Genomic DNA, 18,536 nt, shown 5'->3' with positions numbered 1-18,536 from the left:
GTAAGCAAACGCCTACCTTTATTTCTTTAACATTTCGATGAGCTCATCATATTTTGGACTGCTCAAGAAATTTTCCACTGATACATGGAAAGCGTTTGGCAATTTTTCTTTTGCGCGATCCGTCAAATTTTTATGGGTGATGACGATATCCGCATCTGGCGGAAGTTGGTTAATCGCCGTATTCGTTACTTCAATGTCTAGCCCTGCTTTTTGCACTTTATTCCGCAAAATAGAAGCTCCCATCGCACTCGAACCCATTCCTGCATCGCAGGCGAATACAATCTTTTTGACTTTAGCTGGAACTACTTCTTCTTCATTTTTCAACACCGCAACAACATCGCTCTTTTTCCCTTTTAATTGTTGCATTTTTTCAGTCGCCTTTGTTATATCTTCTTCTTCGTTATTTTTCGCCGATTTTAAGAAAATCGATGCGACGAAGAATGACACTGCCGTTGCGACCAATACGCCCGCCAAAACCCCAAGATAATTACCTTTTGGCGTCATTGCTAATAGAGCAAAAATACTTCCTGGGGATGGAACGGCCACAAGACCAGCATCGAAAATGGTAAATGTTAATACCCCGCTCACTCCACCAGCGATTGCCGCGAGAATTAAAATCGGTCTCATTAAAACATATGGGAAGTAAATTTCATGAATTCCCCCTAAGAAATGAATGATGATTGCTCCTGGCGCGGATTGCTTTGCCATTCCTTTTCCAAATAACCAATATGCTAACAAAATACCAAGGCCCGGGCCAGGATTTGGTTCAAGCAGGAATAAAATCGATTTTCCTGTTTTTGCTGCTTGCTCAATGCCAAGCGGGCTTAAAATTCCATGGTTAATAGCGTTGTTGAGGAACAACACTTTTCCTGGTTCAATAAAAATATTTGCCAATGGCAATAAGTGCAAATCAACAATTTTTTCTACGCCTGCTGCTAACGTTTTGCTAATGGCCGAAACGACTGGGCCAATCCCTTTAAATGCAACTAATGTTAACAGCCCGCCGATAATTCCGGCGGAAAAATTATTGACAAGCATTTCAAAGCCTTGTTTCACTTTGCCTTGAATCAGCTGGTCAAACTTTTTGATCAGGTAACCACCGAGTGGTCCCATGATCATAGCTCCTAGAAACATCGGAATTTCCGAACCGACAATGACTCCCATTGTCGCTGTGGCACCGACAACGCCGCCGCGAACATCATAAATCATTTTTCCGCCCGTATATCCAATTAGTAACGGCAATAAATACGTAATCATTGGGCTAACAAGCTTCGCAAATGTTTCATTTGGCAGCCATCCTGTCGGGATAAATAGTGCCGTAATAATTCCCCACGCAATAAATGCCCCAATATTCGGCATAATCATTCCGCTTAAATAACTACCAAAACGCTGAATCTTTACCCGAAAGCCAGACTGATTTTCTGTTGTATGAGTCATGCTGCATTCCTCCTTTTGCTTCTCTACCTTTATACTAAAGCGCTTACAGGTATTAATTCAACGATAAGTAAATATCATTTTGTCCGACACATTATTGTCATTTTTTAATAATAGGCGTTTTTGGTTCGACTTTTTTCAACAACTTATAAATTCCACTTTTGTCATAGACCCTTGTCTCATTCATAAATAATCTAAAATCATACAAATATAAACAGGGATACTAAAAATTTTTGTCGAAAGAGGGATGATTTATGAGCCGGGAATCGATAAAAGACTTATGTCGGGAATTTGCAAGAATCCTTGGCGGAACTGGAAGTGTTACGAATGGAGTATGTCTTGTGCAAAAATTTAGAAATATTCCATTCACCATACTTGGAAGAAGAACAAATTCACCGCTAGTAAACCCCCAATTTTTTTCCTTTGAAAATTTAGACTTCCAAGGAAATGCTCTAAATCTAGGGGAAACAGTACTGCTTCAAGAAGAGGTTAACCCGCTGTTAACAGAATTAAGAAAAAGAAACATTATTGTAACAGCACTCCATAACCACTGGTTGTTTGAACAGCCAAGAGCAATGTACATGCATTTTGAATCCATCGAACCACCACTGGAATTTGCCAGAAAAATTCGAGAAGCATTCAGAGTATTAAAATACTAAAAGGTAACATTGCAATTTAGCAAAGCCTAATAATTAAAATAGATCCGCAACAATTCAACTGCTAAATACTGCCGTACAACAAAAAAGGACTGAGTCTGGTTACCGTCATCCCCTTATAGTAAACAGAATGAAACAAAGGTCAATACTGTTTACTATGGAGGGGATTTTTTTATAAAAAATTCAAAAAAGCATTTTGGAATTTAAATGAGAAATAGGAAGAAGGCCATCGGCGCCGGGACCGCCACGTTGACGCCAAGCATGCCGGCATCGATTTCTTCGTGGAATTGGCGGATCGCTTTGACGCTGTTGGTATAAATGCACGCGCCGTTTTTACAAATTCGGACTGGTTGGCGCTTTGAATTGCTTCATCTAAATCCCGAGCCTCGAACCATCGACAAAACAGGATCAAAAATTTCATCCGTTCAAATCGTCATGCCCGACTTCACATGGTCAAAAATCGTTGGGCCGATAAAATAGCCTTCCCCGCTGGTCGCAGCGGCGCGACGGCCGTTACGGGTAAGAAGCGCTCCTTCTTTTTCGCCGATTTCAATATATTTTAATTGTCCGTTCTTTATGATGCGATTCGCGAATGACAGGGCCTAAAAAGACATCTTTCTGCAATCCGTTGCCGATTTTCATCTCGTCCGCCGCTTTCTTCAAACGTTCCACAAGCCTATCGTCAATATCGCCGACAGCTACGACAACGGAACATGCCATGCATCGTTTCCCCGCTGAACTAAATGCGGTATTGATCATGTTCGTAACGGCAAGATTCAAGTCGGCATCCGGCATCACAATTGAAATGGTTAGAAAATAGAATAAAGAATCACTGCAAGGAACATACCGATTAACGGAATCACAACAGAAAGAACAAAAATCGGTTTATACGTTCGCTCATGGGTTTCATGACAAACGGCGCGAATCGTTGTGACAATATAGCCATTGTGCGGAAGCGAATCCAATCCTCCTGACGCTAAAGCGGATACCCGATGCATCGCTCCCGGATCAAGCCCTTTCGCCATATAAATCGGCGCTAAAATCGGCAGGGCAATGCCTAATCCTCCGGAGGCGGAGCCAGTCATTCCGCAAATAATGGTGACGCCAAGCGCCAAACCGAGAAGATCCGGACCAGGGAGGTGCACGAGCGCATTGACCGCCGTCTGAAACGCAGGAACATTTTTCGCTACGGTACCGAAGCCGACAACAGCGCATGTATTCGCTGCAGCCACTAGAGCGTCTTGGGCGCCAACGGTCATTGACTCCCAAAACTTACGGATAAATTTAGCATTTAATACCCAACATAACACAATTCCAAGAACAAGCGAAACGACTCCCGCCGATGTCGAGGAAATAAACTTCGCCAATATATTCAATGAAATGATGACAGTAATTAATGGAAGCAATGCGCACACAATGTGTGGAAGCGGACGGCTTTCTGTTTCTTCCAATGTGGAGGTGATTTCGTTTGCTGCCTCGTTCGCTATTGCTTCATGTCTATATGGAAGCGAAAATGTCTCTCCGTTTTCTTTTGCTTTTTGCACCGCGCGCGTTAAATAGATGGATCCTAAAACAGCAATGACAATGCCAATCAATATCCCAATCCATCCTCCCGCGCCCGGCGTAGTATGGAAAAATTGCGTTGGAATAATGTTTTGAATTTCCGGCGAATAAGGGGAAGTCATCGTAAAGGACACAGAACCGAACACCATCGCCGCCGGAATAAAGCGATGCGGCGTATTCGACTGACGAAATAACGACACGGCGATCGGATAGACGGAAAAACCGACAACAAACAGACTTACGCCGCCATACGTCATAATCGCGCATGCCGCGACTACCGCCAACACCGCATGTTTGGTGCCAAATTTTGTTTTTACCCAATTGGCAATGGAGTCGGCTGCACCGGTGTCTTCCATGACTTTTCCAAAAATCGCACCGGCTAAAAAGATGAGAAACCAACTGGTAAAATAGCCGGTAAATCCTGTCATATAGCTTTCCATCATCGCTTTTTCCAGGTTCAATCCTCCTGTAAGCGCTATCAAAACAGAACAAATAATCGCTGCAATGATAATGTTAATCCCCCGCATCGTCAAAAAGATTAATAAACCTAACGAGACAAATAACCCGACCATCCCTAACATAAAATTTCCCCCTCGCCTTTTTAGTGACGCATCACTTGATGATCGAATTGATAGTCATAGCAGACGTGATAAAGCTGGACAATTTCTTCATGAGTCGGCACGCGCGGATTATTTCCCGGACTGCCGCTTGCTAGCGCATCGGCTGCCATTTTGTCAACGGCCTTGTCAAACTGCTCTTTTTCAATTCCCCATGTTTTCATATTTGGAATATGGAGATCCCGGCAGAGCTTCTTTACTTCCAAAATAAGCGCATCTGCTGCTTCTTCATCGGAAGCAGTCTTTAATTCTGGCTTGATCAGACGGGCGATCACTGCAAGTCTTTCTATCGCACTCTCTTTTGTAAATTCCAGCACCCCCGGCAGCAGCATCGCATTCGACACGCCATGCGGCACGTGAAATAGTGCCCCAATCGGTCGGGACATCCCATGGACAAGCGTCACCGATGCGTTCGAAAACGCAGCACCTGCCACCATCGCGCCAATTGCCATCTTCTCGCGTGCATCGATATCGTTGCCGTTTTCATACGATCTGCGCAAATTCCCCATGATCGCTTCGATCGCCGATAGAGCCAATACGTCAGTCACTGGATGGGCGCGCCGCGAAATATAGGCTTCGATCGCATGGCATAACGCGTCTACCCCTGTCGCCGCTGTCACCGCCGGCGGACACGATACGGTAAGAAGCGGATCGACAATCGCCACGGCAGGCAATAATTCCGGCTGGGAAATCATCATTTTGACGTTCGTTTTCGTATCAATAATAACCGTGACTTTTGTGACTTCGGAACCGGTTCCTGCAGTCGTCGGAACGGCGATGAGCGGAAGCGGTTTATTGGCAAACGGCTTGACATTGCCAACATAATCGCTGATCGTTCCTTCATTTTTCATCATGACCGCCACCGCTTTCGCCGTATCAATACTGCTTCCTCCACCAATGGCAACGATGACGTCACACTGCTCTGTACGGCAAACTTCAAGCGCTTCTTTCACATGAATATCGGTTGGCTCCGTGTCTACTCCTGTATATTTGGCAAACGGAAGCGCTTCTTTCCGTAAATGCTCTTCACAAAGCGCGACATTGCCAAGCTGTTCCATAACCGGATCGCTGATAATAAGCACTTTGTTTCCAAGCAGACGCGCCTGACTCCCTACTTCGTTAAAAGCGCCGCGTCCATACAAAATCCGGCCCGGCATGAGAAGTTGATACACTTGTGACATCGTTTCTCCTCCCTCTTTTGTAACATTTTCAATATCATAATCATGCAAATGGCATGCCAAACCGGAAGTCTGTTATTTACTAATCAATTTAAGTATTCAGTTTTTCATCAACACAATGATGCACCGACAATTCCCAGACATATCCCCGACATATTTGTACATGATTCCAACATGTTTATAGATTATATTTTTTTAGTTTTTCATAAAGAGTGGACCGATGCATGCCAAGTTTTCGCGCTGCCGCTGCTTTATTTCCTCTTTCCTCAACCAACGCTTGTTTAATTCTTTCCCGCTCATAAGCGTCTACTATTTCCCGCCAGTTTGTATCGGTCTGCACCACAATCTTTCTCTTTTCTCCCTCTTTATCGCCATGTTTTGCCAATCGCTGCGGGGAAAGAATATGGGCAGGCAAATGCTCCTTTTGAATTTTTTGATCATCGACCATGCCGACAAGCCATTCGACGACATTAACAAGCTCGCGAATATTTCCCGGCCATGAATAATCCATGAGCACTTGCATCGCCTCTTTTGTGAATTCTTTTTGTTTTAAACCGAACTGCTCGCAAATCCTTTCCATATGGTAGGCAAGCAAATAAGGGATATCCATTTTCCGCTCCCGCAGGGCAGGAATATGGATGCGAATAATATTGAGGCGGTAGAAAAGATCTTCGCGAAACTGCCCTTTTCGCACCATTTCCTCTAAATTTTTATTCGTAGCGGCAATGATGCGAACATCGAGCTCCATTTCCTCCACTCCGCCGACCCGCTCCACTTTTTTTTCCTCTAGGACCCGCAATATTTTCGCTTGCATATATAGCGGCATATCGCCTATTTCATCCAAAAATAGCGTCCCTTTATGGGCGAGTTGAAACTTTCCCGGCTTTCCGCCTTTTTTCGCTCCGGTAAACGCCCCTTCTTCATATCCAAACAATTCTGCTTCGAGAAGCGATTCAGGGATTGCTGCACAATTGACGCTGACAAAATTGCCGTCAGCGTACGGACTCGATTGGTGAATCGCTTTCGCCAGCACTTCTTTTCCTGTTCCGCTTTCCCCGGTAATTAACACCGTGGATGGCACACGCGCTGCTCTTCTCACCATTTGTTTGATTTCTGCGATCACTGGGCTGCGGCCGATGATGCTGTTTAAGCCGAAAATTTGTTTTCTCGAAGGAGCAGCACGTTTTTCTTTTTCTTCCTTTCGGCTCGCCTCACGCGACAAATCCTGCAGACGCTTAAAAATTTGGTAAACCTCGGAAACACCTTGAAAAATAAGGACTCCAATCGCCCCAATCACTTTTTCGTCGCGCCAGATTGGAATGCGGTGGACGACCATCGGCTGTCCGTAAATTTTTTGGATAAATCCTCTCTCTGGTATGCCGGATTCCAAACAAATATGTAGCCTCGTATTTTCAATAACTTCGGTGACATGCTTCCCAACGGCGTCTTCGCGGCGAATGCCAAGAAACTGGCAATAGGCCTTATTTATTTCCTGGATAATGCCATGCGCATCCACGACGACAATGCCTTCATAGGCCGAGTCAAGAACCGTTTTCATCGTTTCCACTATGCTTTGCGTCTCTTGCAGCTCCCGCTTGAGCCGCTCGACCATGGCGGTCAGCTCTGACACGGACGCACGGCTTACCTTTGGGGCATCAGCCGGCTCCCTCCCTACCTGTTCGGCTTCTTTCTCTCCGTTCCATAGCGACTCTATAGTCGTTCGACCATCCCATTTGTCCGCCACCGCTTTTAGCAATGTCCTGCATGTCAACCGGCCTATTTCCCTGCGCTGATGGTCGATTATCGGAACTTCGTTTACCTCAAAGCGGATAAACAGTTGCAACGCCTCGTTTAATGTCTGGTCAGCACGCAATACCATTTCTCCACGTTCATCCACATTGCCGCTCATACAAAGTCCCTCCTTCCCCATTTGTCTATTTTCGTATTTTTCGCCGCTGGTAAGAGAAATCCTTTATCTCCGCTTGTCATCATAAAAAAGAAGCAAGCCTCCCGCTTGCTTCTTTCTATGTTTATGCAAGAATTTGTTCAATTTTCTCAAGAACATCTTCCGTTAAGTCGATGTCCACGGCTTTGACGTTTTCTTCGACTTGTTCCGGCCGGCTGGCGCAATACCCAGGCAAGCGCCAATTGGAAAAGGGTGATACCGAGTTTGGCGACTGCTTTTTATACGTACAATTCTTTTTCTCTTAAATGCACTTTCCCTTTCACGCTAGGATTCACTAAATATTTGGGATAATATCCCGATAATACATCAGCAACATTCTGGGCGGTTTTTCGTTTTAATTCACTTTCAGATTCCTCAGAGTACCAGGCAACATGCGGTGTAATAATCACATTCTCCATTTTAAGAAGAGGATTATCTGGTTGAATAGGCTCATATTCCGTAACATCTAGACCTGCACCTGCAATCTTTCCATCCTGCAAAGCGCGAATTAATGCAGCCTCATCAATAACAGGACCGCGGGCTGTATTTACAATAAATAGTTCCTTTTTCGCAAGATCAAATTGTTCGTCGCTGATCATTCCACGTGTATCTTTCGTCAACGGTGCATGGACGGAAATGTAATCAGATTGTTTAAATAGATCGTTTAATTCTACCAATTTAACATTCAATTGATGGGCTACCTCTTGCGAAATATATGGATCATAAGCAATGATATTTAAGCCAAAAGATTGTGCTTTTTTAGCTAATGCCTGTGGAATTCTTCCCAGTCCTACAAGTCCAAGTGTTCTGCCGCGTAATCGATAAATCGGTTTTCCTAAATTAAAATTCCACACTCCATTTTTCACTTCACTATTTAATTTGACAACTTTGCGCACCAATGAAAGCAACAGAGCAAAAGCATGGTCGGATACTTCATCTACCGAATAATCTGTTACGTTGGCAACAATGATGCCTTTTTGGGTAGCCGCGTCCACATCGACGGTATTGACACCTACCCCATATCGTGAAATAACTTTGCAGTTTTCTAAGTTTGCAATTACCTTCGCAGAGACAGGGGCATATTGATTAATAATCGCATCGGCATCTTTGCAGGCAGCGATTACTTCTTCCTCAGTACGGCACTGTACGGCTACGAAGTCTACATTCAATGAGGAAAGCACTTCTTGTTCAGGAGCTAATGTTTGAAATTCATAATCGGTAACCACTACTTTAAATTTTTTCATTTTTTCCCTCCCTACATTATTTATGTATTTTTCTGTACCTTCGTTCATCCATCGTAAAAGGCAGAGCAGACAAGCAATCATACTATGTTTACTATAGTTGCAACGAAAGCAATATATACTATACTGCATTCAACTTTAGGCTGCGGTACATGGTCAATACATAAAATTTAAAAATATCACTATCCTTATAATCTGTATCCACCTGAAAGAATATAGATAAAAATCCTTAAAAAGTATATCTACCATTCAGCAACTGAACCATCTTTATGGCGCCAAACAGGATTTTTCCAATTATGTCCTGTTTCTGCCATTTTCCTTACATACTCTTCGTTAATATCTATCCCTAATCCCGGCCCCTGTGGGATTTTTACATATCCATTTTTGTATTCAAGCACAGAAGCATCTACTAAATAATCTAAGAGATCGTTTCCTTGATTATAATGTATACCAAGGCTTTGTTCTTGAATAAAAGCGTTATAGGACACCGCATCGATTTGCAAAGAAGCTGCCAATGCAATTGGGCCTAACGGGCAATGAGGAGCTAACGCAACATCATAGGCTTCAGCCATCACAGCTATCTTTCTCACTTCCGTAATTCCCCCCGCGTGGGAAAGGTCGGGCTGAATAATATCTACATAGCCCTCCGATAAAATGGTTTTAAAATTCCAACGGGAAAACATTCTTTCTCCCGTTGCAATTGGAATGGTGGTATGCTTGGCAATCTCACGCAGCGCTTCGTTATGCTCCGGTAATACAGGTTCTTCGATAAACATAGGATGGTAAGGTTCTAGTTCTTTTGCTAAAATCTTTGCCATTGGTTTATGGACACGTCCATGAAAATCAATACCTATATCGAAGTCATCACCAGCTACTTGTCGGATTGTAGCAACCCTTTCTATAATTTCATCAACCTTTTTATGAGAATCAATATACTGAAGTTCCTCGGTAGCATTCATTTTTACGGCCGTAAATCCTGCATCTTTCGCCTTTTTTGCTGCTTCAGCGATATCGCTAGGGCGGTCTCCTCCAATCCAACTGTAAACACGGATAGAATCACGAACAGGACCACCTAGCAATTGATGAACGGGTGCGTTAAAATATTTCCCCTTTATATCCCAAAGCGCTTGATCGATTCCTGATATGGCACTCATTAAAATCGGGCCTCCGCGATAAAATCCACCTCGATAAAGAACGGTCCAGTGATCCTCGATCTTCAGCGGATCTTTTCCTATCAAATATTCACTTAATTCTTCTACCGCTGTTTTCACCGTATTTGCCCTTCCCTCTATAATCGGTTCACCCCAACCGACAATCCCTTCATCGGTGCTAATTTTGAGGAATAGCCATCGCGGTGGAACGATAAAAGTTTCAAATTTAGTAATCCTCATTTTGCACTTTCTCCTCCATAACCATCGCATTTCGTATTTTCTCGATAAACTTTTGTGCAGTTTCTTTCAAAATATCGAAGCGCCCCTCCTGAATTACTTGTTTATTAAGCAATGCGCTCCCCACTCCTACCGCTGCTGCACCAGTTTGTATAAACTCTGCCACATTATCTAAAGACACACCGCCAGTCGGCATCATTGGAATATATCCTAACGGTCCACTTAATTCCTTAAAGTATTTAGGTCCTAGAGAACTAGCAGGAAATACCTTTAAAAGATCAGCACCTGCTTGATATGCTCTTACAATTTCAGTTGGTGTCATGGCACCAGGAATCGAAATTTTACCATATCGATTGGTTAAATAAATGGTCTCCTCGTCAAGTATCGGTGAAAAAATAAAATCTGAACCCGCCTCAATCGCTCTTTTAGCAGTTTGCGCATCAAGTACTGTTCCTGCACCAACGATAGCCTTTGTTCCAAATTTTTCTTTAAGATGAGTGATCATTTCAAAACTTCCAGGGGTGTCCACCGTAACTTCTAGCACCTCTACCCCACCTTCTATCAATGCTTCTGCAATTTGGAAAATTTGAGATGGTTTTGGTTTTCTAATTACTGCGACTAACTTAGATTTCTTTAAGCGGTTTAGATTTGTAATCTTGTCCAAAACATCTTCCTCCTTACCGTTTTACACCTTGAAAGTGAATTACACCTTTCATAAACTCTTCCAATTCTTCACTGCTCGGCAACCCTTCAACGTCCCCACTTACTCCAACAACCATAGCTCCAACCGCATTTCCGCGTTTCACTGCCGAAAAAATAGGCTCATTTCTTAAAATTCCACTTATTACCCCCGCTGCAAATCCGTCGCCAGCTCCAACTGGATCTACTATTTGAGAGACAGGGAATCCTTTTACATAGCCACTTTCATTCCCAGATCGGTAGTATGCTCCCTTTTCCCCCATTTTGAGGATGACAATTTTTTCTTTTCCAAAGAAATCCGCAATTTCCTCAGGAGTTTTCCGACCTGACAGTATTTCACCTTCATCCAATCCAGGTAAAATAATATCTGCTTCTTTGGCAATTTCTAATAAAACGGATCTCGCTTTCTCCATATTCCAAAGCTTTAATCGGATATTCGGATCAAAAACAATTTTCACCTCATGTTTTTTGGCAATTTCAATAGCCTTAAAAACTGTCTCCCTGCATGATGGGCTAAGGGCAGGGGTAATCCCCGTTAAATGAAGAAATTTCGCACGAGCAATATAATCTTCATCAAGGTCATTGGGTGATAATAAACTAGCAGCAGAGTTTTTGCGATAATAATACACTTTTACATTTGTTGGTGAGTATTTCTCTTTGAAAAAAATACCTGTGGGAGCCTCATCCGTATAGATGCATCTAGAAGTGTCTACCCCTTCGCCTCTAATAAATTTGTGAATATATCTTCCAAAGGGGTCATTACCTAATTTGCTAAACCAACCTACCGAGTGACCTAGCCTTCGCAACCCAATCGCTACATTGGATTCCGCTCCTCCAATCTGCTTATAGAATCTATCGCTATATTCGAGTGGAAGCGTGAGTTCGGGGGTAAATAAGACCATTGTTTCCCCGAATGTTACAACATCAAGTTCTTTCACAATAAGCCCCCCCGTATGTTTTTGTGCTTGCCTGTTCCCGGCAAATAACATGAATTCAAAAGGTTTTACCGATAATCTCTTGAATGAATAGACACCAAAGAAATATTGGCATTTGAATTTTCCACTAACAAAGCGCAGATCTCTTGACTGTTAAAGGCAAGTCAATGGCTTGCCTTTTGGCAGCCGAAAAATAGATAGCACATTTCTTGCTCCAGAAGTTCGAATAGTCAAACAAAACTTAACGGGTAAGGCATTTCTATAAATATTGCTCACAAATTCAATTATTAATAATATTCAAATATTCTTAACTACTAAAATGTTGGGCCAATTCTCCAAATGCCAAAATCATGTTGTTTTAGAATTTCTGCTTTCGTAAGCTTTCCAGAGGCTGTTAATAAAAGTTCGTTGAAAATTCTTTCGCCTACCGATTCTAGAGACTCCGTTCCTTCAATGATTGTTCCTGCATTAATGTCCATGTTTTCCCTCATTTTTTCAAACATCGGAGTATTGGTAGCAATTTTAATGACAGGTGCAATTGGCGAACCAGTTGGTGTTCCACGTCCACTTGTAAATAAGACGATTTGTGCCCCACCAGCAACCATTCCCGTCAGCTGTTCAATATCATGACCAGGGGTATCCATCCATACTAACCCTTTTTTTGTCGGCCGCTGAGCATAATCGATTAACTCTTGCAAAGGTCTGGTACCAGCCTTGGCAGCCGCTCCAAGTGATTTCTCTTCTAGTGTTGTGAGGCCTCCCTTTCGATTCCCTGGACTTGGATTTCCGGTACGAATATCCACTCCCATCATGATTGCCCGTTTCTCCATCGCTTCAATGACTTGATATACTTTTTTGGCTACTCGGTCGTCAACAGCACGATTGGCTAAAAGGTGTTCTGCCCCAATTAGTTCGGTTGTTTCTGCTAAAATCACTGTTCCTCCTCTGTCAACAATCATGTCGCTTACATAACCAACTGCCGGGTTGGCTGAGAGCCCCGAACAGGCATCTGATCCTCCACATTCTGTTCCTACAATTAATTCGCTAATATCAAACGGTTCCCGGACTAAAGCAGAAGCATCTTGTACCATTTTCGTTGCAATTCGCGCCGCCTCTGCAATGGCTCCAAGCGTCCCCCCATGATCTTGAATGGATACCAGTTCAACCGGCTTGCCGCTTTTGGCAATTTCCTGGGCAACACTTCTCCCCTGGTGCGTCTCACAACCAAGTCCCATAACGATTACACCATACACGTTTGGATTGGTCCCCATTCCAACGTATGTGCGGAATGTTTGATCATAATCAACACCTACTTGAGCGCAACCATGCTGGTGAATAAAGGACACAGTACCATGAACAAGTTCTGTTACCTGTTTTGCTGCCTGTGTAGCGCAAACAATGGTAGGCAATATAAGCACATGATTACGAACTCCCACTCGACCGTCAGGACGTCTATAACCCCAAATCTGAGCTGTTTTCATTTATCTTATCTCCCCTTCCTCTTTTCCCCTCTACATTATGGATATGCACATGCTCACCTACGGCAATATCCTTAGAGGCAACTCCAATAACTTCCCCATATTTGAATATATCCTTGCCTTTCTTAATAGGAACAACAGCAAATTTATGCCCAAACTCAATATTTTCTTTGATTTCAATCTCGTACTCTTTTCCCTGACATGTTACTTTTACTACACTACCAGCAGGGATATAGTCTAAGGCAGTGGCAACATTATCTTTGGGATTCATCATAACAGTTCGGTAAAAAGACGTCATATAGCTTCTCCCCTTCTCCTCTTTCAAACCGTAGATTTTTTGAACGAGCCGATTACCGGGACACCCAACCCCTCTGCTCCTAGTTCAGACATCACTGCTTCCGGGTAGTATTGTTCAATAATCCGCATTCCTAATGCTGCTCGGCGAACTCTTTCGCGACATAGATCCATATTAATCGATTCCAGATGTCTACCTGATGGATATACATCTGGATGATTGCGTAACCCAAATTTAATGTAAACAGGTGATAAAATACGAATAATTTCCGGAATCTCATAATGTCTAATAAAACCGCCAAATCCGTCTGGTACCTCCACATATATATCAATTGGAATGTCAATTACTTGACGAATAGCCGCCAGTTTAGGCAAAGTCAAAGCGGTAGGAACGTTATACGTATCCGCGCCTAATTCCGCCATCAGCTTAATAGACACCGGGTTGGATGCCATCATTTGAACGGATACTTTAACCACAAAATTTTGCGGTAATATTCCTTGCTTTTTCATTTCCTTCGTTAAAAGCAACAAACCTTCATCAGCAACTAAAGCACCACGCAATCCTAAACTTGCTCCTCTTTTTAAATCCTCAATGGCATAAACCAGCTGATCGATTCCTTCGTGTCTAAGCCCCACAACTTTCCCTGAACTTGTAAATGGTTGGGCGCTAATATCCCATGTACCCCTAGGGCCGACAAAAAGGCTTAACTCCATCCCCCGATTCGCGCAAATCTGGCACATTTCCCTAATCTCATCATCTGTTAACAGCATAATTCCACTTCCCTGCGATACGCGGTGAATGGTTACTCCCAATCGGTCTGCCTCCTCAAGCACTGCTTGTAAAGCACGTGGACCTTCTACACTTGGGATCTCAATACGGTATTGTGCCTCGTCAGGGAAACGTTTTGTAGACGTAGGAAGATCATAGAGATCGCTGCTTGGGTAGCCCAATGATTTAAGAAATTCTCTCGTTTCTTTCATAAATATAATGCATCCTTTCTCTTTTATTAAAGATTGATAGGAAATAATCTTAGTGTAGTGATAGAGAGCGGCTAATCGATTAGCTTCTTCGTTAGCAGTCCTATTTGCAACCCTTCGCGTTTAGTTATTCATTGCTGTAGGAAAATAAATTATTTTGTTTTAGAAATAATTGAACCGCCTTTTTTAAGTCTTCGTATTCTGCGATAGGTAACCGTGGACTCGTTTGATGGCCTAAAATAAGCTGATGAACTGCTTCCTTAACCGCAATAAATAAAGGTTGGGAAAGCTCATAAATGGACATAAGCTTGAGGATGGATTCATTTAGAGTTAGCGCTGTTTGATATTGGCCAGCTTTAAAACTCTCAAATAATCGGACAGATAGTTCCGGCAAGAAAGTAGCAGTACCATTGATTCCGCCAGCTGCCCCCATTTGAAGCGCAGGAAGGAGAAGATCGTCGAAAGCGGCAAAAACAGAGAAATCTGCTCTTTGCTCCGCAATGCCAATTAATTGTCGAATATGCCCTAATCTTTCCGTCGTATCTTTAACTCCAACTATATTCTCTTGATCCATTGCTAACCTTAATATAAGGCTAGGGGATAAATCTTGACCTGTGAGTGAAGGAATATTGTATATAATCAAAGGAATTTTGATACTTTTAGCTACATTTACATAATAGTCATATAATTGGCGCTCCGTATATTTCCAATAAAACGGATTTACCACTAGTACACCGTTAGCTCCGATATACTCAGCGTGTTGTGATAAATAAATAGTGTCCTTTAATGAGGCAGTTCCTGTACCAATTAAAACAGGGACACGCCCATCTACATATCGAACCATTTTTTCGACAAAAAGTTTTCTTTCTTCAACAGTCAAAGAAGAGAATTCCCCCATGCTTCCCATATAGAGCAATCCATGAACGCCTTTTTTGATTAAATGATCCGCAAGCATATAATTGGCTTCCCAATCGAACTCTCCATCCTTATTAAATAACGTAACTACAGGTGGGATGATTCCTTTAAACTTATAATCCATTGCTTTCATCCTTCCAAAATAAATTTAAAATACCGTCCAGCAGGGAGCGAAACAAGCTTTTACTTTTGCTGGCAATAGTTGAGACAGCTATTACGTGATCAGGCTCCAAAGAGTGTTTAATTCCTAAAAAAAGTCCGACCATTAAAGTTGAAAATACACCTAATTCCATTACGATTCTTCTCCCCTTGATCTTTTCCTAGCATATTCCACCACCGCTGTATATACTTCTAAAAAAGCAGCTTGATGATCGGTAGCGGCTTTTTTTACATCCTCGTATTCTGGTACTTGTCTTATTATTTTTCCATTTTGAATAGCCTGTTTTACACGAATATTTCCATACGGTGTAGGAATACTTACACTATTTCTTCCCAGAACACTTCTTGTACATATATTTTTTCTGACACCAAGGGTTGTCGTTTCTTTGAAAATAAATTGTTCACATTCCTCTACACTATTGGACGAAGCCAAAACAGTAAGAAGGACCCCAGGGCGGTTTTTCTTCATAAAAATGGGTGTATAAAACACATCGAGTGCCCCCTTTTGAAAAAGCCCTTCCATTACATATCCCAACGCCTCCCCCGACATGTCATCTACATGGCACTCTAGAATATGAATGATCTCTTGTTGCCAAGGTAATAAATATTCATGTTCTAGCAAAGCATCAGCCATTTCGCCTACTACAACTCGTAAAACATTTGGCTGGTTCGGTAAATCACGTGTTCCTGCACCATACCCAATATACGATATGGTCATCGTCGGAATTGGTCCAAATGAAGTCACTTGACTTTTCACAATCCCTGCTCCCGTTGGGGTTGTTAATTCAAACGGCAATTTGCTAGCCTTGATTGGTACGTTTCGAAGTATCTCCAACGTCGCAGGAGCTGGAACAGGGTAGGTCCCATGCGCACAATCAATATATCCACTTCCAACCGGAATAGGAGAAGAAATGATTTGATCAATTTTAAGCTCTTCTAACGCGACAGCAGTGGCGACAATATCAACGATTGAGTCAATTGAACCTACTTCGTGGAAATGAACTTTTTCAACAGGAATATGATGGATTTTTGCCTCTGCCGTGGCAATAGCATGAAAAATTTGTTGACTACGTTTCTTTACTTCCGGATGTAATTCTGAATGATTGATCATATCAACTATGTAAGAATAATGCCTATGTGAATGCGGGGTTGAATGATTTAACGAATCATGATGGTGGGGGTAGGCATCACGTTTGTCTCCACAGTTATCATCCAGGATTACATCCAACTTTGTAGCAGAAATTCCCTTTTTTATAACCTTGCTCCATTGTAATTTATATCCTGAAATCGGAAGCTTTTTTAATTCTGTTTCAATCCGTTCCGGTGGTACCCCCGCATCTACCAACGCACCAACCATCATATCGCCGCTAATTCCCGAAAAACAATCAAGATAGAGAATCTTCATTTTTCTCCACCTCTTGTTTCATTGCCTTCGCAACGGACTGTTCAATGACAGATAGAATAGTAGCAGCATAATATCCAGCCCCAAAACCGTTATCAATATTGACAACAGAGACTCCGCTAGCGCATGAATTTAACATAGTAAGCAAAGCGGAAATCCCTTGGAAATTAGCTCCATATCCCACACTTGTAGGTACAGCAATAACAGGTTTGGAAACAAGTCCTCCCACTACACTCGCAAGCGCCCCTTCCATACCTGCAACTACGATCACAACATGTGCCTGTTCAATAACAGAAACTCTATCTAATAAACGATGAACGCCAGCCACACCTACATCATATATTCGCTTGACCTCGCAACCGAAAAACTCGGCGGTCACAGCAGCTTCTTCAGCAACGGCAAAATCTGATGTTCCTGCACTGACAACAGCAATGTATCCTTGTTTTTTTGTTTCCACATAGTCTTTAGAAACCCAATAAAAAACCCTTGCATCATGATGATAATGAAAGCATTCGAGAGGATAACGATCTTGTAAATTTATTATCAGATAATCTGCCTTTTCCTTATTAATCCGTGTAGCAAGTACTTTTTTGTGGAATTTCATTAATCTTTCGAAAATACCGAGTAAATGTTCTTTATTTTTTCCCTCACCGAAAATTATTTCTGGGAAACCTTTCCTTTTTTCACGGTGAATGTCCAATGTTGCATATCCAATATCATCGTATGTGCGCAATGTTTCGTATGCTTCTTCTACAGAGATATTTCCCTCTTTTAATTGCTCAAGTACTTCTCTAAGCGAATCTTTCATTTTACCATTCCTTTTTTCAAGACTTCATTCATACTTCCTGATCTATATCCTCCTAGGTCAAGGGTTACATATAGAAATCCTAGTTCTCTTAATTTATTATGGATTTCCTGATGATATTGAATGATACGCGGCATCTCTTCAGGCAAAACCTCAATTCTTGCTATTTCTCCATGATGGCGAACACGAACTTGATAAAAACCAAGCTCCAAAAGAAATTCTTCCGATTTATCAAGCTGATCGATTTTCTCTTTTGTAATTTTCGTTCCGTAAGGGATACGTGATGATAAGCAGGCAAAGGAAGGCTTATTCCATGTTTCTAGCCCCATTTCCTTTGACAATATTCGGATTTCATCTTTGTAAAACCTCGCTTCTTGGAGAGGACTCCGCACACCAAGTTGTCTTGCTGCTTTCAGTCCCGGACGGTATTCTCCTAAATCATCCATATTAGAACCGTCAACAATCGTATATACATCTCCATATTTCTTCACCAACTCTTTTAACTGTGTGTACAAATGATTCTTACAATGAAAGCAGCGGGTAAAGTCATTTTTGACAAAATCGGAATTTTCTAATTCATTTATTTGAAGCTTCAAGTGTTTGACACCTATTTGTTTGGCAAGCTTGGAGGCCAACTGTACTTCCCTAGTCGGAAACGTTTCTGAAACTGCAGTAACCGCCATCACGCGATCACCAAGTACTTGCTTTGCAATCGCTAACAGGAATGTACTATCTACTCCACCCGAAAAAGCCACCAATACGTTTCCCATATCTCTTAAGAGATGAATAAGATGCTCTTTTTTTGTCTCCAATAAGTTCTCTTCCAAATTTATATCCCTCCGTGGATAC

At 42.3% G+C, this 18,536-nt stretch carries 16 protein-coding genes and 3 pseudogenes; 1 reads left to right on the top strand and 18 read right to left on the bottom strand.

From position 1 onward, the window contains the following. Positions 1-18: 18 nt before the first annotated feature. Positions 19-1,437, bottom strand: a complete 1,419-nt coding sequence (locus HT574_RS08760) for a PTS mannitol transporter subunit IIBC (protein ID WP_042410600.1) — start codon at positions 1,435-1,437, stop codon at positions 19-21. Positions 1,438-1,688: 251 nt separating this feature from the next. Here HT574_RS08760 and HT574_RS08755 point away from each other — a divergent pair, with 251 nt between their 5' ends. Next, on the top strand, positions 1,689-2,093 hold the full coding sequence (locus tag HT574_RS08755; protein ID WP_042410603.1) for a DUF1259 domain-containing protein: 405 nt from the start codon (positions 1,689-1,691) through the stop codon (positions 2,091-2,093). 209 nt (positions 2,094-2,302) lie between these two features. Here HT574_RS08755 and HT574_RS08750 read toward each other — a convergent pair. The 17 genes and pseudogenes from HT574_RS08750 to larE all read right to left on the bottom strand — a co-directional run. Beyond that, a pseudogene (locus tag HT574_RS08750) lies at positions 2,303-2,894 on the bottom strand (aldehyde dehydrogenase family protein); the annotation flags it as partial. Between the two features lie 5 nt (positions 2,895-2,899). Further along, complete coding sequence (locus HT574_RS08745; protein WP_175244289.1) at positions 2,900-4,234, bottom strand: GntP family permease; 1,335 nt, start codon at positions 4,232-4,234, stop codon at positions 2,900-2,902. 20 nt (positions 4,235-4,254) lie between these two features. After that, a complete protein-coding gene (locus HT574_RS08740) occupies positions 4,255-5,442 on the bottom strand; it encodes an iron-containing alcohol dehydrogenase (protein WP_309138292.1) in 1,188 nt (395 codons plus the stop codon). A gap of 184 nt (positions 5,443-5,626) precedes the next feature. Next, positions 5,627-7,357 carry a sigma 54-interacting transcriptional regulator gene (locus tag HT574_RS08735; RefSeq protein WP_175244287.1) on the bottom strand — a complete coding sequence of 577 codons (1,731 nt, stop codon included), beginning with the start codon at positions 7,355-7,357 and terminating at the stop codon, positions 5,627-5,629. A gap of 121 nt (positions 7,358-7,478) precedes the next feature. Continuing rightward, a pseudogene (locus HT574_RS19895) lies at positions 7,479-7,632 on the bottom strand (aldo/keto reductase); the annotation flags it as partial. Continuing rightward, positions 7,633-8,637 (bottom strand): C-terminal binding protein, encoded by a 1,005-nt coding sequence (locus tag HT574_RS08730; RefSeq protein ID WP_042410627.1) that lies wholly within the window; start codon positions 8,635-8,637, stop codon positions 7,633-7,635. It abuts the pseudogene before it with no gap. Between the two features lie 239 nt (positions 8,638-8,876). After that, positions 8,877-10,025 (bottom strand): galactonate dehydratase, encoded by a 1,149-nt coding sequence (gene dgoD / locus HT574_RS08725; protein ID WP_175244286.1) that lies wholly within the window; start codon positions 10,023-10,025, stop codon positions 8,877-8,879. Further along, entirely contained in the window at positions 10,012-10,686 is a 675-nt protein-coding gene (locus HT574_RS08720; protein WP_175244285.1) for a bifunctional 4-hydroxy-2-oxoglutarate aldolase/2-dehydro-3-deoxy-phosphogluconate aldolase, read from the bottom strand. Before HT574_RS08720 ends, dgoD begins: the two co-directional genes overlap by 14 nt. Positions 10,687-10,699: 13 nt before the next feature. Continuing rightward, complete coding sequence (locus HT574_RS08715) at positions 10,700-11,659, bottom strand: sugar kinase (RefSeq protein WP_175244284.1); 960 nt, start codon at positions 11,657-11,659, stop codon at positions 10,700-10,702. A gap of 311 nt (positions 11,660-11,970) precedes the next feature. Continuing rightward, a complete protein-coding gene (locus HT574_RS08710; RefSeq protein WP_017437299.1) occupies positions 11,971-13,137 on the bottom strand; it encodes a UxaA family hydrolase in 1,167 nt (388 codons plus the stop codon). Continuing rightward, positions 13,109-13,432 (bottom strand): UxaA family hydrolase, encoded by a 324-nt coding sequence (locus HT574_RS08705; RefSeq protein WP_017437298.1) that lies wholly within the window; start codon positions 13,430-13,432, stop codon positions 13,109-13,111. The genes HT574_RS08710 and HT574_RS08705 overlap by 29 nt, the downstream gene beginning before the upstream one ends. Before the next feature lie 23 nt (positions 13,433-13,455). Continuing rightward, a complete protein-coding gene (locus HT574_RS08700) occupies positions 13,456-14,409 on the bottom strand; it encodes a U32 family peptidase (RefSeq protein ID WP_175244283.1) in 954 nt (317 codons plus the stop codon). A 124-nt stretch (positions 14,410-14,533) separates the two neighbouring features. Continuing rightward, positions 14,534-15,445 (bottom strand): dihydrodipicolinate synthase family protein, encoded by a 912-nt coding sequence (locus HT574_RS08695; RefSeq protein ID WP_175244282.1) that lies wholly within the window; start codon positions 15,443-15,445, stop codon positions 14,534-14,536. 28 nt (positions 15,446-15,473) lie between these two features. Continuing rightward, positions 15,474-15,614 (bottom strand): annotated as a pseudogene (locus HT574_RS08690) (urease accessory protein); the annotation flags it as partial. Then, positions 15,614-16,885, bottom strand: coding sequence for a nickel pincer cofactor biosynthesis protein LarC (larC, locus tag HT574_RS08685; RefSeq protein WP_175244281.1), 1,272 nt, complete (start codon positions 16,883-16,885; stop codon positions 15,614-15,616). The pseudogene HT574_RS08690 and the gene larC, both read right to left, overlap by 1 nt. After that, a complete protein-coding gene (larB, locus tag HT574_RS08680) occupies positions 16,866-17,690 on the bottom strand; it encodes a nickel pincer cofactor biosynthesis protein LarB (RefSeq protein ID WP_175244280.1) in 825 nt (274 codons plus the stop codon). The genes larC and larB overlap by 20 nt, the downstream gene beginning before the upstream one ends. Beyond that, positions 17,687-18,514 carry an ATP-dependent sacrificial sulfur transferase LarE gene (larE, locus tag HT574_RS08675; RefSeq protein ID WP_175244279.1) on the bottom strand — a complete coding sequence of 276 codons (828 nt, stop codon included), beginning with the start codon at positions 18,512-18,514 and terminating at the stop codon, positions 17,687-17,689. The genes larB and larE overlap by 4 nt, the downstream gene beginning before the upstream one ends. Positions 18,515-18,536: the final 22 nt, after the last annotated feature.

The organism is Parageobacillus sp. VR-IP (assembly GCF_013357975.1).
In the GTDB taxonomy this organism is placed as follows: Bacteria; Bacillota; Bacilli; order Bacillales; family Anoxybacillaceae; genus Saccharococcus; species Saccharococcus caldoxylosilyticus.
The sequence above is the reverse complement of the archived record's forward strand: the minus strand, read 5'-3'. Positions and strand labels throughout refer to the sequence as shown.

What these genes read in the sequence shown, in the direction of transcription:
- HT574_RS08755 (WP_042410603.1), top strand. Translation starts at nt 1,689, where the DNA reads ATGAGCCGGGAATCGATAAAAGACTTATGTCGGGAATTTGCAAGAATC.
- HT574_RS08710 (WP_017437299.1), bottom strand. Translation starts at nt 13,137, where the DNA reads ATGAAAACAGCTCAGATTTGGGGTTATAGACGTCCTGACGGTCGAGTG.
- larB (WP_175244280.1), bottom strand. Translation starts at nt 17,690, where the DNA reads ATGAAAGATTCGCTTAGAGAAGTACTTGAGCAATTAAAAGAGGGAAAT.
- HT574_RS08730 (WP_042410627.1), bottom strand. Translation starts at nt 8,637, where the DNA reads ATGAAAAAATTTAAAGTAGTGGTTACCGATTATGAATTTCAAACATTA.
- HT574_RS08700 (WP_175244283.1), bottom strand. Translation starts at nt 14,409, where the DNA reads ATGAAAGAAACGAGAGAATTTCTTAAATCATTGGGCTACCCAAGCAGC.
- HT574_RS08745 (WP_175244289.1), bottom strand. Translation starts at nt 4,234, where the DNA reads ATGTTAGGGATGGTCGGGTTATTTGTCTCGTTAGGTTTATTAATCTTT.
- HT574_RS08695 (WP_175244282.1), bottom strand. Translation starts at nt 15,445, where the DNA reads ATGGATTATAAGTTTAAAGGAATCATCCCACCTGTAGTTACGTTATTT.
- HT574_RS08705 (WP_017437298.1), bottom strand. Translation starts at nt 13,432, where the DNA reads ATGACGTCTTTTTACCGAACTGTTATGATGAATCCCAAAGATAATGTT.
- larC (WP_175244281.1), bottom strand. Translation starts at nt 16,885, where the DNA reads ATGAAGATTCTCTATCTTGATTGTTTTTCGGGAATTAGCGGCGATATG.
- dgoD (WP_175244286.1), bottom strand. Translation starts at nt 10,025, where the DNA reads ATGAGGATTACTAAATTTGAAACTTTTATCGTTCCACCGCGATGGCTA.
- HT574_RS08735 (WP_175244287.1), bottom strand. Translation starts at nt 7,357, where the DNA reads ATGAGCGGCAATGTGGATGAACGTGGAGAAATGGTATTGCGTGCTGAC.
- HT574_RS08760 (WP_042410600.1), bottom strand. Translation starts at nt 1,437, where the DNA reads ATGACTCATACAACAGAAAATCAGTCTGGCTTTCGGGTAAAGATTCAG.